At 76.2% G+C, this 17,073-nt stretch carries 11 protein-coding genes; 10 read left to right on the top strand and 1 reads right to left on the bottom strand.

Going from position 1 to position 17,073, the window contains the following annotated elements; all coding sequences use genetic code 11:
- Window positions 1-49: 49 nt before the first annotated feature.
- The 9 genes from DQ239_RS12165 to DQ239_RS12125 are packed head-to-tail and all read left to right on the top strand — an operon-like array spanning window position 50 to window position 14,829.
- Window positions 50-2,884 (top strand): hypothetical protein, encoded by a 2,835-nt coding sequence (locus DQ239_RS12165; RefSeq protein ID WP_113834689.1) that lies wholly within the window; start codon window positions 50-52, stop codon window positions 2,882-2,884.
- 1 nt (window position 2,885) lies between these two features.
- Window positions 2,886-4,172, top strand: a complete 1,287-nt coding sequence (locus DQ239_RS12160) for a hypothetical protein (protein WP_113834688.1) — start codon at window positions 2,886-2,888, stop codon at window positions 4,170-4,172.
- Between the two features lie 13 nt (window positions 4,173-4,185).
- On the top strand, window positions 4,186-6,204 hold the full coding sequence (locus tag DQ239_RS12155; protein ID WP_113834687.1) for a serine/threonine-protein kinase: 2,019 nt from the start codon (window positions 4,186-4,188) through the stop codon (window positions 6,202-6,204).
- A 9-nt stretch (window positions 6,205-6,213) separates the two neighbouring features.
- A complete protein-coding gene (locus DQ239_RS12150) occupies window positions 6,214-10,590 on the top strand; it encodes an FtsK/SpoIIIE domain-containing protein (protein ID WP_113834686.1) in 4,377 nt (1,458 codons plus the stop codon).
- On the top strand, window positions 10,587-11,216 hold the full coding sequence (locus tag DQ239_RS12145) for a hypothetical protein (protein ID WP_113834685.1): 630 nt from the start codon (window positions 10,587-10,589) through the stop codon (window positions 11,214-11,216). The genes DQ239_RS12150 and DQ239_RS12145 overlap by 4 nt, the downstream gene beginning before the upstream one ends.
- Before the next feature lies 1 nt (window position 11,217).
- Entirely contained in the window at window positions 11,218-11,511 is a 294-nt protein-coding gene (locus tag DQ239_RS12140; protein ID WP_113834684.1) for a hypothetical protein, read from the top strand.
- Window positions 11,508-12,965, top strand: coding sequence for a putative T7SS-secreted protein (locus tag DQ239_RS12135; RefSeq protein ID WP_113834683.1), 1,458 nt, complete (start codon window positions 11,508-11,510; stop codon window positions 12,963-12,965). Before DQ239_RS12140 ends, DQ239_RS12135 begins: the two co-directional genes overlap by 4 nt.
- The gene (locus tag DQ239_RS12130) at window positions 12,962-14,245 is read left to right on the top strand and encodes a hypothetical protein (RefSeq protein ID WP_113834682.1); all 1,284 of its coding nucleotides are present in this window, start codon (window positions 12,962-12,964) and stop codon (window positions 14,243-14,245) included. Before DQ239_RS12135 ends, DQ239_RS12130 begins: the two co-directional genes overlap by 4 nt.
- Window positions 14,242-14,829 (top strand): hypothetical protein, encoded by a 588-nt coding sequence (locus DQ239_RS12125; protein WP_113834681.1) that lies wholly within the window; start codon window positions 14,242-14,244, stop codon window positions 14,827-14,829. The genes DQ239_RS12130 and DQ239_RS12125 overlap by 4 nt, the downstream gene beginning before the upstream one ends.
- Window positions 14,830-14,914: 85 nt before the next feature.
- Here DQ239_RS12125 and DQ239_RS12120 read toward each other — a convergent pair whose 3' ends face one another.
- The gene (locus DQ239_RS12120) at window positions 14,915-15,211 is read right to left on the bottom strand and encodes a WXG100 family type VII secretion target (protein ID WP_113834680.1); all 297 of its coding nucleotides are present in this window, start codon (window positions 15,209-15,211) and stop codon (window positions 14,915-14,917) included.
- A gap of 242 nt (window positions 15,212-15,453) precedes the next feature.
- Here DQ239_RS12120 and DQ239_RS12115 point away from each other — a divergent pair, with 242 nt between their 5' ends.
- Window positions 15,454-16,992 (top strand): acetolactate synthase large subunit, encoded by a 1,539-nt coding sequence (locus tag DQ239_RS12115; RefSeq protein ID WP_113834679.1) that lies wholly within the window; start codon window positions 15,454-15,456, stop codon window positions 16,990-16,992.
- Window positions 16,993-17,073: the final 81 nt, after the last annotated feature.

Genomic DNA, 17,073 nt, shown 5'->3' with positions numbered 1-17,073 from the left:
GGTCGGGATGCGGCAGCGCGGGGGCAGGAAGACACACGGGGAGACAGTCGTGAAGGGCGCGAGCGGCCGGCGGCGGGGGATGTGGGTCAGGCCGAGGATCGGCCGCCGGTGGGGGATCACGGCGGGTGCCTCGGCGGTGCTCCTGGGGGTGGCCGCGGTGGGTGCGCCCGTCGTGCTCGCCGACGAGGCGCCGCAGCGCGCGCTGCAGGCGGTCACCGTCGATCTCGGTACCGACGGCGGGGTCACCCGGCTGACCTCGGCGCTGGTCAGCCGGGACGAGGACGGCGACGCGACCACTACGAAGACGCGCGGCCTGGACCCCGCTCAGCACGCCGGGGACCTCCCTGTGCTGATCACGACGTCGTGGCGCCACGACGGCCGCGTGGGCACCGATCTCGCCGACCTCGAGGGCGTGAGCGGCCGGGTCGAGATCAACCTGACGGTCCAGAACACCACCGTGCGTCCCGAGCGGTTCCAGTACGACGCCGCCGGGGTCGCCCGGGACAGCTACGAGCTGGTCACCACGCCGCTCACCGTCGTCGCCAGCGCGACCATGCCCGAGGAGAGCGCCGCCACCCTCGTGCGCTCGCAGCCCGGCGCCACCGAGCCCGGCACCACCAACGGCGTGGTGAGCGCCGGCGAGGGCGGGACGACGGTGCAGTGGGCCTCGCTGCTCGCGCCGCCGCGGCTGTCGCCCAGCACCACCTTCACCCTGGTGCAGGACGCCACCGACTTCGAGCTCCCGGAGCTCAGCCTGGCCGTCCAGCCGGGGCTGGCCACCGACACCTCCGTGGCACGACTGGTCGGCGACGCCTTCGGCGGGACGGCCGCCATGGTCGGCTCGGAGAACAACACGATCGGCCTCATCGCCGACGTCAACGCGACGCTGGCCCAGGTCACCGACAGCCTGCTCTCGGTGCAGCAGACACTGAGCGTGAACGCCGGTCAGGTCGGTGCCGCGGCGACCGAGGCGCTCACCCGCACCGCCTCCGACGTCGACGCAGCCGCCGCGGCCGTGCTCGCCGACCTCGAGGCGCTGGACGCCTCCGTCGCCGGCACGGTGCGGTCGACCAACGGCCAGGCCACCGGTGCGCTGAGCACGGCGGTGCAGAGCGTCAAGGACTACTTCGGCACCCCGACCCGGGAGGCTCCGCCTTCGCCGGTCTCTTGCGGCGGCTCGGGCACGGACAGCGAGGTGGCCGGCACGCTGCTCGGCCAGCTGGCCACCGTGAGCAACCAGCTGCGCGAGTTGGCCTCGGCCAGCGGCGACTGCGTCGGCGACCTGCGCACGACGCTGCGCGAGGCGATCGGCGACGCCGGGTCCTGCACCCCGGGCGGCGAGGCGCTGGTCTGCCGCCTGGTCGGTGCCGGCTCCGAGCTGGTCGAGCTCGCGGACGAGCTGCAGACGCAGGGGAGCGCGGTCGCCGGCACGCTGGACCTCGCCGCCATCGAGACGGTCGGTGGGCTGATCGATGACCTGGTGACGTCGGTGAGCGAACTGCAGACCGCAGGGCGAGCGTTGGCCACTCTTCCCCGACCGGGTGACGCGGCCGGTGACCTGCTGACCGGACTTGGAGCCCTGGATGACGGCATTGAGGACGCCTCGTTGGCCGTCGACGCCATCGACGCCGGAGGCGTGCGGGACCAGCTGGTCGCCATCGACGACCTCGCCGCCGAGCGGCTGACGGAGCTCCAGGGCACCGGCAGCATCACCGCCCAGCTGGAGGCCCTGGCCGCCTCGATCTGTGCCGTGGACGCCGCCACGAACCCGGCCACCTCCGCGGACTACGACGAGATGCGCCGCTCCGTCGACGGGCAGACCTGTGCTGGCCTCGCAGCACCGGACGTCCCGGGCACTCCGGACCCGCTGGTCGACCGGGTCGCCGAGGAGGCCGCAGCCTGGAGCGAGGTCACCGCCGCCACCACCGCCGCCCGTTCCGGCCTCGACGGCTTGCAGCCGGCGCTGACCGACCTGAAGGGACAGCTGGGCGCGCTGTTGTCCGGCCCGCTGGCCAGCCTTTCCAGCCTCGCGAACGGCCCCATCTCGGACCGTCTGCTGGAGACCGCTCTGGGGGAAATGCTCGGCGAGCTCGAAGCTCTCTACGACGCACCGCTTCCCCAGGCCCCTGACGAGGAGGGCTACACCTGCGAGAACCCGGAACCGGTCGTCACTGAGCCCACGCTCAACGCCGTCGCCACGCACTTCGCCCAGGTCGAGTGCACCCAGGTCACGGTGGCGGCTGCGATCCGCTCGCTCATCGAGGACGCCTCGAGCAAGGTGGACGCCGCCGGTGCCGAGGAGGTTCGGGACGCCGCCGACGACGCCGCGGCCGCGGGCCAGGACGCCGACTCCTCGCTCGAGGGGCTCAGCGGTGACCTCGCCGGCCAGCTCGGCGCCTCCGCCACCCAGCAGCTGGAGCAGGGCAAGGCCGTCGTCGAGGAGCAGACCGCGCGGCTCGACGCCGTCCAGGCCGCCGCCGAGCAGGACCTCGACGAGGCCGCGCAGTCCTCGATCGGGCGGCTCGCCGAGCAGATCAGTGCGGCCAACCAGTCGCAGTCGGCAGCCTCGGCCGCGCTGCAGGCCCAGCTGCAGAAGGTGCTGCTGGACCTCGGGTCGGCCGCGCAGGGACGCGGGCTGCTCGGGGTCATCCAGAACAGCGCCGGCCAGACCGGGGTCCGCACCGAGCAGGTGCAGGAGACCAGCCAGAGCGCGGCGAGCTTCCGCGGCGTGCGGATGGCCGAGCTGGCCGACGCGCAGCTGGAGTCGCAGCAGCTGGCCCGCTCGCTGCAGGCGGCCCAGGGCTTCGGGCCCTTCGGCATCGACCTGCCCCGCGGCTCGACGTCGTCGACGGTGTTCGTCTTCCGACTCGGTGCGGAGGGCTGACGTGCGGCGACTGATCGGCGGCCTGGCGCTGGCCGCGCTGGCGGTGTCCGGGTGCACCGGGGGCGACACCGACGAGGAGAGCAGCGGCGAGGACTTCGCCCCGGCCCCGGCGCCGGCCGTGGAGCTCTCCCTGCTGGGCGACGTCGAGCAGCCCGTGCGCGTGGGCGTCGTCGTCACCGCACTCGGCGCCCGCGGTGAGGGCGGGGAGTTCGCCGCACCGGCCGCGGGAGCCCGGGTGGCGGAGTTCCGGCTCGACGAGGGCGACGACGACCGGGTGGAGCTGGAGGTCGTCGACGACCGCGGCACCCCCGAGGGGGCGGTCGCCGCCACCCGCCAGCTGCTCGACTCGGGCGTCGCGGGGATCGTCTACGCCTCGGCGGGGCCGCACCTGGACGCCGCGCTGCCGCTGGCGGCCGCCGCGGACACCGCCGTCCTGCTGCCCTACGACGCTCGCGACGGCGGAACCGGAGAGGCCGCCTGGCGCACCGGCCCCAGCGCCTCGCAGGTGACCGAGCGGATCAGCGGCCTGCTGGCCGACCGGGGGCAGCGCGCGCCGCTGACCCTGACCGGCGAGGGAGTTGGCGAGGAGCTCGCCGCCCTGGCCGACCCCGCGCTCCGCGTTCCCCTGACCGCGGGGGACGCCCTCGCCGGCCAGGTCGCCGCGGCCGCCCGCCCGCTCACCGACGGCGGCGCGGACGCCGTGGTGGTGGGCGCCTCCGCGGAGACCTCCGCCGAGACGGTGGCCGCGCTGCAGGGCGTCGCACCCACCCTCCCGGTCGTCCTCGCGCCGTCCGCACTGGCTCCCGCGTTCGGGGGCCGGCTGGCCGAGCTGGGCGCCGGCGGCACGGCCACGACCGCCGGCCAGTTCTTCACCGTCGGCCCCGCGGTCACCGACTCATCGACCGAGCCCGGCGTCGCGCACTTCCTGGCCGCGGTGCGGCTGGCCGCGCAGGACGCGGCCGTGCCGGCGCTGCTGGGCCCGGAGACCTTCGGCCGGGACGGTGCGGCCACCGCCGACGTCCGCAGCCACGACGCCGTGCTGGCGCTGGCCACCGCGGCCGAGCAGGCGGCGTCCACCGACCCCGGCGACGTCCTCACCGCCCTGCGGGAGCTGGAGCTGGGCGCCGACGACGGGCTCGGCGGCCCGGCGCTGACCTTCGACTCCGGGCAGGCGCTCGGGGACGACGGCGTGGCGCTGCTGCAGGCCACGACCCGCGGCCCGGACCGCGGGGTGGAGCAGGGCGCGCCCGCCCTCTCCTGGTTCGTCCTCCCGGCCGACGAAGGCTGAGAGGACCACAGGCATGCAGACCACCCGCGCGCTCGGCAGCCGCTACGTCCTGGAGCGGCAGCTCGGCAGCGGGGCGATGGGCCAGGTCTGGGCGGCGGTCGACCAGCGCACGGGGGAGGAGGTCGCGGCCAAGCTGCTGCGGCCGGAGTTCGCCCGCGACCCGGAGATCCTGACCCGGTTCGTCCAGGAGCGCTCGATCCTGCTGGACCTGGTGCACCCGAACGTCGTCCGGGTGCGCGACCTGGTCATCGAGGGCGACGACCTCGCCATCGTCATGGACCTCGTACGGGGTGCGGACCTGCGCGCGCGGCTGCGGGCGGCCGGCACGCTACCGGTGGCCGAGGCCGTGCGCATCGCCGCCGACGTCCTCGAGGCGCTGGCCGCCGCGCACGCCCGCGGTGTGCTGCACCGCGACGTCAAGCCGGACAACGTGCTGCTCACCGACGCCGAGCCGCCCGCCGTGCTGCTCAGCGACTTCAGCATCGCCCGGCTGGCGCAGGAGACGACCGTGCGCATGACCGGGGTGCTCGGCACGCCGGACTACATGGCGCCGGAGATCTTCACCGCCGAGACCGTCAGCGCCGCCTCCGACGTCTACGGCGCCGGGATCGTCCTCTACGAGCTGCTCGCCGGCCGGCCCCCGTTCGCCGGGGGCGGCACCGGCTACGCCGTCGCCAACCGGCACGTCACCGCGGAGCCGCCGCCGGTCGACGGTCTGCCTGCCTCGGTCGACGCCGTGCTGCAGGGGCTGCTCGCCAAGGACCCGGCCCGCCGCCCGCCCGCCGCCGCCGCGGCCGCGGCCCTGCGGGAGCTGCTGCCGGCCGTCGCGGAGGTCGGCGCGCTGCCCGTCGTCCCCGAGCCGCAGGCGTGGGCGTCGGCCCGGGTGGGGGAGGTGCCCGCCTTCGGGGTGCTCGGGCACCGGCCCGCGCCCGACCTCGACCCCGGCGCCACGAACGTCAAGGCCGCCGCGGCCCCGGCGGAGCTGCCGGCCGCCGCCCCAGCAGCGGAGAGCCCGTGGGTAGCGCCGCAGCCCGCGCCGGGGGACGACGCCGCCTCGGCGCAGACCCAGCTGCGCGCTCCCCGCCCGCAACCGGTTCCCGCGCCGGCGGCCGACCAGGAGGGAAAGTCCCGCGGCTGGCTGCACGACCGCCGCACCTGGTGGACCGTGGCCGGGTCGCTGGCCGCCGTCGGTGCCGTCGTCGGCGTGGTCGCCCTCACCTCCGGGGACGACGGGCCGGCCGGCACCCGGGGTGCCACGGCGACCGGGACGGCCGTCGAGGAGGTCACCGCGATCGGCCCGACCGGGCAGCTGCCCTCGGGCCTGGCCGTCGCCCGCGAGGCCGCCTACGACCCCGAGGCGGGCACCCTCACCACCACCGTCACCTGGACGGCCGAGGACGCGATGGCCGGGCCGCTGTTCGAGGCGGTGCCCGCCCCGGAGGACGGCGCACCGTGCCCCGACGTCACCTGGTCGGTGCCGGCGGTCCGCGACGTCACGCCCGGCGTACCGACGACGGCGTGCGGCTGGCAGGTGCCGGTCGACGTGCCCGCCGGGGGCGAGGCGACCGCCAGCTACACCGTCGCCCTCCCCGGCGGGGACGACGGAAGCGCAGCGGAGCTGCGCGAGGGCCTGGTCGAGCGGGGCACCGCGATCGACGCCGCGCTCGAGGGCCTGGTGGCCACCGCGGTGTACCCCGCGCAGCGGCTGGAGGCCCTCGAGGTGCAGATCGGCGGCACGGTCCGCGTGGGCGGGTCCGTCGACCTCGTCGTCCTGCCCGTGTGGCGGGGCACCGACGCGGCGGACAACATCTCCGTCGTCTTCAGCAGCCGCACCCCCGCCCCCACGGTGCTGCTGCGGCAGCTCGGCGGCGAGCTCGAGGTGCGCACCGACGACTGCACCGGGTCGCTGGCCTTCGTCGACCGGGTGCCCTATGCCAACACCGTGGGCTCCCGGTGCACCGTGTCGGTCCGGCTCGGCGACCTCGAGTCCCGCAGCCGCACGTTCGACGTGCTGCAGAACAGCGCCGGCTGAGGATCCCGCGTGCGCATCCAGCTGAGCGTCGGGCAGACCGACCGCGACCTGCTCGACGTCGCCCTCGACACCGACGACGACACCCCGGTCGGCGACGTCGCGGCGGCCCTGGGCCGGACCGCCGGCGTTCCCGCGGAGGGCCTGTTCCTCGCCGGCCGGCGGCTGGACGACGACCACCCCGTGGGCGAGTCACCCCTGGTCGAGGGCAGCGTCGTCCGGCTCACCGCCGCCGCGGTGGCAGGGGAGCGGCCCCCGCCCCCAGCGCGCGGCTGGCAGCTGCACGTGACCAGCGGGCCCGGCACCGGCCTGGTCGCCGAGCTGCCGATCGGCACCCACGAGCTGGGGCGCAGCAGCCCCTTCGGGTTCGCCGACCGGTCGATGTCGCGCCGGCACGCCTTGCTGACCGTGACCGCCGAGGGCGCCACCCTCGCCGACCTGGGCTCGGCCAACGGCACCCAGCTCGAGGGCGAGCCGGTGCCCGAGGAGCCCACGCCCGTCGCGCCCGGCCAGAGCTTCCGGCTCGGCGACACCCAGCTGGTCATCGTGCCGGCCGCGCCGTCGGACGCCGCCGTGGAACCGGCCGGCCCGAGCACCCGCGCCTTCGTCCGCGCACCGCGGCTGCTGCCCTCGGACCGCGCGGTGCGCGTCCAGCTGCCGCAGGAGCCCACGGCCCGCGAGCCGCGCCGCTTCCCGCTGGTGATGGTGCTGGCCCCGCTGGCCATCGGCATCGTGCTGGCCGTGGTGCTGCGCTCGCCGCTGTACCTGATGTTCGCCGTCGCCAGCCCGGTCATGATGATCAGCAACACCGTCTCCGACCGGCGGCAGACCGCCCGCGAGGACCGCCGGGCCCGCGAGGAGTACGAGGCCGACCTGGCCCGTGCCCAGGAGCGCATCCGCGTCGCGCTCGCCGAGGAGACCGCCCGCCGGCGCACCGGTCACCCCGACGCCGCCGAGGTGCTGCTCACCGCCGTCCTGCCGCGCCGCCGGTTGTGGGAGCGACGGCGCACCGACCCCGACGCCCTCGACCTGCGCCTGGGCGCGGCCGACCTGCCCGCGGAGGTGGTCGTGGTCCGCCGCGGCCTCTCCGACGAGCCGCCGGAGCAGCGCACGGTGCACGCGGTGCCCGTCGTCGTCCCGCTGCGCGAGGCCGGCGTCGTCGGCCTGGCCGGGCCCGCCGACCGGCTGGCCGGGCTGCTGCGCTGGGTGGTGCTGCAGCTGGCCGTGCACCACCCGCCCCGCGACCTCGCCCTCACGCTGCTCGCCTCCCGCTCGAGCGCCGAGTGGAACTGGCTGCGCTGGCTGCCGCACGCCCGGCCCGCCGACGGCGAGGGCCCGGTCGCCTTCGTCGGCAACGACGCCGACACCGTCGCCGCCCGGGTCGCCGAGCTGACTGCGCTGATCAAGGCGCGGCGCGAGCAGGCGGCGGCCGGAGGCGGCCGCGTGCACCCGGAGTCCTTCCCGGCCCACGTCGTCGTGGTGCACGGCTTCCGCGCGCTGCGCGCCACCCCGGGTCTCGGGCAGGTCCTCCAGGACGGCCCGGAGGTCGGCGTCTACGCCGTGTGCGCCGACGAGGAGGAGCGCTTCCTGCCGGAGGCGGCGCGGGCGACGGCGGTGTACGACGCCGACGACGACTCCGCCCTGCTGGTGCGCCGCAGCGGCCACGACCCGGTGCCCGCCGTGCTCGCCGAGCCGGTCGCCACCGAGCTCGCCGAGGCCGCGGCCCGCGCGCTGGCGCCGCTGCGCGACGTGAGCGACGAGGACGACGACGCGGTGCTGCCCGACAGCGTGCGGCTGCTGGACGTGCTGGGGATGGAGCCGCCCACCGTCGACGACATCCGTGCCCGCTGGCAGCTGGAGGGCCGCACCACGCAGATGGTGGTGGGCGCCGGGCTCAACGGGCCGTTCACGCTGGACCTGCGCACCGACGGCCCGCACGGGCTGGTCGCCGGCACCACCGGTGCCGGCAAGTCCGAGCTGCTGCAGACGGTGATCGCCTCGCTGGCGGTGGCCAACCGGCCCGACGCCCTGAACTTCGTGCTGGTCGACTACAAGGGCGGCAGCGCGTTCAAGGACTGCGTGCACCTGCCGCACACCGTCGGCATGGTCACCGACCTCGACGCGCACCTCGTGGAGCGCGCGCTCACCTCGCTGGGTGCCGAGCTGCGGTACCGCGAGCACTGGCTGGCCGGCGCGGGCGTGAAGGACATCGACGACTACGTCGACCTGCAGGCCCGGGAGCCCGGCCGCCCGCCGCTGCCGCGGCTGCTCATCGTCATCGACGAGTTCGCCTCGATGGCCCGCGAGCTGCCCGACTTCGTTCCCGGCCTGGTCAACATCGCCCAGCGCGGCCGCTCGCTGGGCATCCACCTGATCCTGGCCACCCAGCGGCCCAGCGGCGTGGTGTCGCCGGAGATCCGCGCGAACACCAACCTGCGCATCGCGCTGCGGGTCACCGACGGCGCCGACAGCACCGACGTCCTCGACGCCGCCGACGCGGCCCGGATCCCCAAGTCCGCGCCCGGTCGCGGGTACGCCCGCCTCGGTTCCGGCGGCCTGGTGCCCTTCCAGGCCGGCCGCATCGGCGGACGCCGTCCCGGGGCGCGGCCGGTGGCCGCCGCGCCGCCGTTCGTCGCGCCGCTGTCCTGGCACCAGATCGGCTACGCCGCGCCCGCCCGGCCGGCGTCCCTGGCGGCCGCATCCGACGTCGAGGTCACCGACCTGTCGGTGCTGGTGGAGGCGGTCCGCGGGGCGGCCCGCACCGAGTCGGTGCCGGCCCAGCGCAGTCCGTGGCTGGAGGCGCTGCCCGAGCGCCTGCTGATCGCCGACGTCGGGACACCCGCCGCCGGTGCGGCGTCGGCGGCCCGCCTGCCGTTCGGGCTGCAGGACCTGCCCGCGCTGCAGGAGCGGCGCCCCGCCACCTTCGACCCGGCCGCCGACGGGCACCTGCTGGTGATCGGCTCGCCGAAGAGCGGGCGCTCGCAGGTCCTGCGCACGCTGGCCGGCGCCGTCGGCAGCCGGTGCTCGGCCGCCGACGTCCACCTCTACGGGCTGGACTGCGGCAACGGCGCGCTGCTGCCCCTCACCGACCTGCCGCAGTGCGGCGCGGTGGTCACCCGCACGCAGACCGAGCGCGCGGTCCGGCTGCTCGACCGGCTGGCCCGCGAGCTGGAACGCCGGCAGCAGGTCCTGGCCGACGGCGGGTTCGCCGACATCAGCGAGCAGCGGCGCACGGTGCCGGCCGACGGGCGCCTCCCGCACGTCCTCCTGCTGCTGGACCGCTGGGAGGGCTTCACCCCGACGCTGGGCGAGGTCGACGGCGGCCGGCTGACCGACGTGATCATGGCGATCGTCCGCGAGGGCGCATCGGTCGGCATCTCCGCGGTCATCACCGGCGACCGGTCCCTCGGCACCTCGAGGCTGGCCTCGCTGACCGACAACAAGCTCGTCCTGCGCCTGGCCGACCGCGGCGACTACCCGCTGATCGGGGTGAGCGCCAAGCAGGTGCCCGACGTCCTGCCGCCCGGTCGCGCGATCACCGTCGACGGCGCGGTCGAGACGCAGGTCGCGCTGCTCGCGGAGGACGCCTCCGGTCAGGGGCAGGCGGCGGCGCTGACCGAGATCGGCAAGGCCGCGCACGTCCGCGACGCCCTCGTGCCGCGGTCCGCGCGCCCGTTCCGGGTCGACGTGCTGCCCGCGCGGATCGCCTTCGAGGACGCGTGGGAGCTGCGCCCCCCGGGCGCCGGACCGCAGTTCGCGCTCGTGGGCGTGGGCGGCGACGAGCTCACCGGCGTCGGACCCGACCTCGCCCGCAGCGGCCCGGCGTTCGTCGTGGCCGGGCCGGGGCGGTCGGGAAAGAGCACGCTGCTGGCGGTCATGGCCGAGTCGCTGCTGCGGCAGGGCACCGCGGTCGTCGTCGGCGCCCCGAAGCCCTCGCCGCTGCGGGAGCTGGCCGGGCGGCCCGGTGTGCTCGGCGTCGTCACGGACGCCTCCGCGCCGGCCGACGAGTGGCGGGCCCTGCTCACCGCCGACCCGGACCGCCCGCTGGTGGTCCTGCTCGACGACGGCGACGTGCTGCGCGACTGCCCGGCGTCCGAACTCTTCCGGGACGTGCTCAAGGGCGCGGCCGGGCCGGGCCGCAGCCTGGTGCTCGCTGGCAACGCCGACAGCATCTGCACCGGCCTCTCGGGCTGGCAGGTGGAGGCCCGGAAGTCGCGGCAGGGCGTGCTGCTCTCGCCGCAGGGCTCCACCGACGGCGACCTCATCGGCGTCCGCATCCCGCGCAGCGCCGTCGGCCAGCCGGTGCAGCCCGGTCGCGGGCTGCTGCACCTGGGCGACAGCGCGCTGCTCACGGTCGCCGTGCCCTCCGCCCCGGCGGTGCCGGCGTGACCTCGCCCGATCGGTACGAGCTGGTCGTCCCGGACGGCTGGTGGGCGGTCGACCTCGGGTCCGGGCGGTGGCGGCAGCAGATCGCCGCGCTGGTCGACTCCCAGTGGCGGGGCATCGACGACGCGCCGCACCTCAAGGCGGAGGCCCGGGCGGAGCTCGAGCGGCAGGCGTCCCGCGCGGCCGGTGCCGGTGGGCTCCAGCTGTTCCTGTCCGTGGGCACGCTGGCCGGCGTCCCGCTGTCGGCCTCCCTGCTGGTGAGCAGCGTGCCGCTGGACTCCCCGGCCGAGCTGGCGGCGCTGGCCCGCCGCCGCCGCGACGAGGGCGCGCAGGTCACCGACGTGCTGCTCCCCGCGGGGCCGGCCCTCCGGGCGCGGTGGCGGCAGGAGTCCGAGCAGGAGGACCAGCCGGCGACCACCTGCCTCGACCTGCACGTGCCCGTGCCGCAGCACCCGCGGGCGCTGGTGCTCCAGTTCCGGACGCCGATGGAGCCGCTCGCCGACGCGCTGGTGGAGGTGTTCGACGCCGTCGCCACCACCCTGCGGTGGTCGTCCACAGGCTCCGCCGGCGAGGCGCCGGACAGCGACGACGCCGTTACGATTCCTCGACCGCTGCTCCAGGAGGGATGAGATGTCCGACTCGCTCCGCGTCGACCTCGCTCTGCTCGAGGAGGCAGGAGGGCAGCTCGGCGTCCTCGGCCGCGAGTTCCAGCGGGCCGGTGACATCGCCGACGACGCTCGCGCCGCTGTGGGCCACCCCCGTCTGGCGTCCCGCATCGGGGAGTTCGCCGAGGGCTGGAAGGTGCGCCGCGAGGACTTCCTCGAGGACATGACCTATCTCGCCGAGATGACCCGCGAGGCCGCTCGCACCTACCGGCAGGTCGACGACGAGCTGGCCGCCGCCCTCGAGGAGTCCGGTTCGTGAGCCGGCCCACCGACTGGAGCCCCCTCGCCGGCAGCGACCCGGTCCCCGGCGACCCGGACGAGGTCGACCGGATCGGCCGCCGCTACGAGGACACCGCCACCGCGCTGCGCGACCAGGCGGCCCGGCTGCGCGCGCTGGCGCGCGACGAGAGCTGGGACAGCGACGCCGGGAACGAGTGGCGCCACCAGGGGCGGGAGGTCGCCGAGAAGCTGGACAGGGCGGTCGACCGCTACGACGTCGCCGGCCGCGCGCTGCGCACCTACAGCGGTGAGCTGCGCTCGGCGCAGCACCGCGCCGACAGCGCCCTGGCCCTGGCCCAGGAGGCCGAGCGGCAGTCCCGAGCGGCCGACCGTGCCCGGCGCGAGCAGGCCCGGCAGCACGCCTCGGCCCCGCCGGACACGCCGCCGCCGGACACCTCGCACCTCGACCGGCAGGCCGACAACGCGGCGGCCGACCTCTCCCGTGCGCGGCGGATGCTGGGAGAGGCCGAGACCGCCCGCGATTCCGCCGCCTCGCGGGCCGCCGGCGCCATCGAGGAGATCACCGGCAGCGACGGGCTGGACGACGGCCGGTTCGCCGGGGTGCGCAACGCGCTGGGCGAGGCCGTCGAGTGGCTGGACCGCAACCTCAAGGAGATCACCGAGTTCCTGTCCGACCTCGCCGCGGCTCTCGGGGTCCTCGCGCTGCTGGTCGGCTGGATCCCGGTCATCGGGCAGATCGCCGCCGCCGTGCTGACCGGCCTGGCCGCGCTAGCCTCCGCCCTCGCGCTCATCGGCTCGCTCGTGCTCGTCCTCCAGGGCAGGGGCAGCTGGCTGGAGGTCGGGCTCAACGCCTTCTCCCTGGTCACCCTCGGCATCGGCCGCGCGGCGCTCACTGGCGTCAAGCTGAGTGCGCGGGGCGCCCGCGCCGCCGCGCAGTCGTCGCGGACCGATGAGCTCGTGGCCGGCATGGTGGCGGCGCGCGGCAGTGCCCGCGTCGGCGGCAAGGCCCTGCGGCGGATGACGATCCGGGCCCGCGCGCAGGCCAAGACCCAGCCCGGGATGGGGCTGACCCGCGACCAGGTCACCGACGGCCTCTCCCACGCCGCGACCCGGCTGCCGACCGGCCTCCGCGCGGCCTTCAACCCGGTGACGATCCTCCGCGAGACGGGGGAGGGCATCGCCGACCTCGCGCGGTACGCCGCCCCGATGAACTGGGGGCACACCGCCACGCTGGTCCGCGGCGCCGTGGGCAACCCGATGCTGGACGACGCCGCCAGGCTGGAGCTCGCGAAGCTCGGGCAGCTGTCCGAGGCCGCGCGCACGACCCCGGCGGTCGAGGCCTACACGAACTCGCTGCGGTGGCAGATGGGCACGCTCACCGGGGCGACTCTCGGGCCGATCGGCACCGACGGCGCGGACCAGGTCGGTCTGCTCGAGGGCCTCGAGGACCGCACCACCGTCCAGCCCCGATGACCGAGACCTCCTCCCGCGCGGAGCCCGGTCGCGTGGCCCTGACCCCGGAGCCGGCCCGCCCCGCCGCCCGGGGCATCCCTCAGCGCGACGTCGTCCGGACGGTCCGCCTGGTCGCCGAGCCGCAGCGGCTGGCACTCGAGCGCGACGGCCGGGTGCTCCGCGAGTTCTCGGTGGGGGCCGACGGCGACGTCGCGACGGCCGCGCACCTCGGCGGCCCGGTGTTCGCCGACGTCGCGCCGCACTCCCTGGGCGCGGTCGACCTGCTGGCTCCCGACGGCTCCCGGGTGGCTCGGATCGAGCTGGCCGACTGGGTGCCCGAGGCCGACGAGCTGACCCGCCATCGGGAGGCGCTCGAGCGGTCCGGGGTCGCGGACCTGATCGAGCAGGCGGGCATCCCGGTGCGGCCGGTACCGGCGTCGGAGCTCGCCGCCGCGGTCACCGCCTCGCCGCCCCCGCTCAGCGCCTGGCGGCGGCTGCCCGTGGCCTACACCGTGGTGCGTTCGGCAGCCGTCGTGGTGGCGACGGTCGCGCTGATCTGGGCGATCTTCGACGACGAGCCGCCCGTCGGGCTCTGGACGGCCGCCGCGCTCGGGCTGCTGCTGAGCACCCTCGTCGCCGCCGGGTTGTGGGCGTCCGCGCTGCTGACCGGCCGGGATACGGGAGCGGGCGCGGTCACGGTGCGGCCGCGGCCGGTCGGCAGCACCACGCGCCGGTTCCGCCGGACGGCGCAGCTGCGCCTGGAGGCCCAGGACGTCGTCGTGGTCGACGGGCTCGGCCGGGAGCGCAGGCTGCCGCGCGGCGGACCCCGTGGGGTGACCACCGCCGCGGTGGTCCGACCGGGCACGCCGAGCGCCCAGCTGGAGCTGCGCACCGCCGACGGGACGCCGCGGGCGACCCTGCCCTGGCCGATCTGGTTCGGTGCCGACGGTGCGGACACCGCCCTCGAGCAGGCCTGTGCCGACGCCGGCCTGCTACTGGACCGGAGCGCTGCCCCCGCGCGGCGGCCGCAGGAGGAGGAGCAGCTGGCCCGGGGGCTCCATTCCCCCCCGGGGCCGGCGACCGTCTCCGCATTCACGTGGCCCCCCGGGCTACCCGGTCAGGCCGCCGTCTGGCAGACCGCCCCCTTCGCGGCGTTCCTGCTGCTGTACGGGTTCCTCGTGGACCACCCCCCGGTCGGCACGATCGCGCTGGTGGTGACGCTCGTGCTCACTGCCGGCCTCCAGTGGGGGCGGTTGCTGTGGCGCCGCCTGGTGCTGGACCGGCCCGGAGCGCCCGCGTGAGCGCCGAGGACCCGGAACTCGAGCTGGAGCTGGAGCCCGATCCGGGGTGGTACGCGGTGCCGGAGGACGCGGCCGAGGCGGCGGCCTGGGCCGAAGACCTGGTGCGTGCGCTCGCCGGCCCCGAGGCGGCGGACACGGCGGTGCTGGCGACGACGGACTCGGTGCTCGCGCACGCCCGCGAGGCCTACGCGGCCCAGGTGGAGCTGGCGTTCGTCTTCCTCCCGCAGGCCCTGACGCCGGTGGTCGCCTACTGCCACGTCGAGCTGGTGTTCGGCACGGCCGGCGACCTGCCCGACCTCGACGACGTCGCCCGGGCGCTGGCGGTGCAACAGCCGGAGCACCTGGACCCGCCCGAGGTCGATCGCCGGCTCCTGGTCGCCGGGCCGGCGGTCCGGCAGCACGAGCTCCGCGGGGGCGACGACGGCGGATCGGTCGTCGAGCGGGTGTCCTACGTGCTGGAGCTGCCCGGCGTCGACGATGCCCTGCTGAGGATCACCACATCCTGGCGCGCACTGGCGCTCGGTGATGCGCTCGTGGAGCAGGCCGACCGGATGGCCGCCGCCCTCGTCGTCCGGGTGGAGTGACCGCCGGGTCTTCCGGCTGATGTGCCCCGGGAACGACCGAGGCCGCCTCGCGGTGCGAGGCGGCCTCCGTCGTGCTGGACGGTGATCAGCGGCCGAGGGCGCTGGCCAGCTGCGTGTCGGCGTCGCGGAAGGTCGCGGCGGCCTGGTTGAGGTAGGAGGCCATGCCGTCGAGGCCGGCGATCATGTTCCGGGCGCCGGTGGTGAACTCGTCGTATGAGGCCTGGAAGCTGCGGCTAGAGCTGTCGGTCACGTAGCCCTCAGCGACCAGCTGGTCGACCAGGCTCTTGAGCTGACCGAGCATGCCGTCGATCTCCGTGCGCCCGTTCGTGAGCCGGCCGGCTGCGTCTTCCATCTGCTGGTAGGTGACGTTGACGTTCGCCATGGTGAGTCCAATCGGGACGGCCCGGGTGCGTCCTGGCACCGACGGGACAGGACGGATACGGAGCGGACCGTAACAGTCCGCAGCCGGTCACGCGCCCGTTCCGGGGGTTGTCCACAGGTCCGGGTGACGCCGTGCTCGTCGCCGGCACCTGGTCGACGCCGTCGCTCGGTCGCCGGTGCCGGAGCCGTGAGCTCCTGACCCCTGAGGTCGCTCCCCGCCCGGGCTCGTGCCAGGGTCGGGGCGTGAACGGTGCGCAGGCTCTCATCAGGACCTTGGTCGACGCGGGCGTGGACGTCTGCTTCTCCAACCCGGGCACGTCCGAGATGCACTTCGTGGCGGCGCTGGACGACGTCCCCGAGATGCGGGGTGTGCTGACCCTGTTCGAGGGCGTGGCCACCGGCGCGGCCGACGGCTACGCGCGGATGGCCGGGCGGCCGGCCGCGACGCTGCTGCACCTGGGTCCCGGCCTCGGCAACGGGCTGGCCAACCTGCACAACGCGCGCCGGGGCGGGGCGCCGCTGGTCAACGTGGTCGGCGACCACGCCCGCTCGCACAAGCGCCTGGACGCCCCCCTGGAGTCCGACATCGACGCCGTCGCCGGCACGGTCTCGGGCTGGGTCCGCCGGTCGCTGTCCCCGGCCGACGTGGCCGGCGACGCCGCGGAGGCCGTCGCGATGGCGAAGAAGGCCGGCGTCGCCACGCTGATCCTCCCCGCCGACGTGTCGTGGGAGGACGGCGCCGAGCCCGCCGAGCCGCTGCACGTCCGGCCCCGGCCGCACGCCGCGCCGTCGCTGATCGAGGGCATCGCCACGGTCCTGACGGGGGAGGAGACGGTGCTCTTCCTCGGCGGTGACGTCCTGGCGTCGCCCGAGGGCCAGCTGGCCGCGGCGCGGGTCGCCGCCGGCACCGGCGTCCGCCTGGTGGCCGAGACGTTCCCCGCCCGCACCGCCCGCGGCGCCGGGCTGCCCGACCTGCACCGGCTGCCCTACCCGCCGGAGATGGCGATGGCCGCGCTGAAGGGCACCAAGCACCTCGTCCTGGCCGGTGCCACCGCGCCGGTGCACTTCTTCGCCTACCCCGGCATGCCCGGGCACCCGGTGCCGGAGGACTGCACGGTGCACGTGCTGAGCCAGCCGGGGGAGAACGGCGTCGCGGCACTGGAGGCACTGGCCGAGCTGGCCGCGCCCGGAGCCGAGCCGCAGGTGATGGAGCGCGAGACCCCCGAGCTGCCCAGCGGCCCGCTGAACCCCCGGGCGATGGCGGCGGTGGTCGGCGCCCTGCTGCCGGAGGGCGCGATCGTCGTCGACGAGGCGCTCACCTCGGGTGCCGGCCTCACCGAGCTGACCTCCGCCGGTCCGCGGCACGACTGGCTGTCGCTCACCGGCGGTGCGATCGGCGACGGGCTGCCCATGGCGCTGGGTGCGGCCGTGGCCTGCCCCGACCGGCCGGTGATCGGCATCCAGGCCGACGGCAGCGCGATGTACACGATCTCCGCGCTGTGGAGCTACGCCCGCGAGCAGGCGAACATCACCACGATCATCTGCGACAACGGCTCGTACGCGATCCTCGAGCACGAGCTGACCCGCGTGGGTGCGGCCAGCGACGGCGAGCGGGCGCGCAAGCTCCTCGACCTCACCGGGCCGGCGCTGGACTTCGTCTCGATCGCGCAGGGCATGGGCGTCCCGGCCTCGCGCGCGGAGACGGCCGAGGAGCTGGCCGAGCAGCTCCGGCACGCCCTGGCTGAGCCCGGCCCGCACCTCGTCGTCGCCACCCTGCGGTAGCCCGCCCCGACCCGCCCAGCTCCCCGCGTCACCCGGGAGGGGGAGTCGAGTTCCGGTCCCGCTCAGGTCCGTTGCTCCGGT

The sequence above is a fragment of the Blastococcus sp. TF02-09 genome (genome assembly GCF_003319105.1).
Classification (GTDB): Bacteria; Actinomycetota; Actinomycetes; order Mycobacteriales; family Geodermatophilaceae; genus Blastococcus.
The sequence above is the reverse complement of the archived record's forward strand: the minus strand, read 5'-3'. Positions and strand labels throughout refer to the sequence as shown.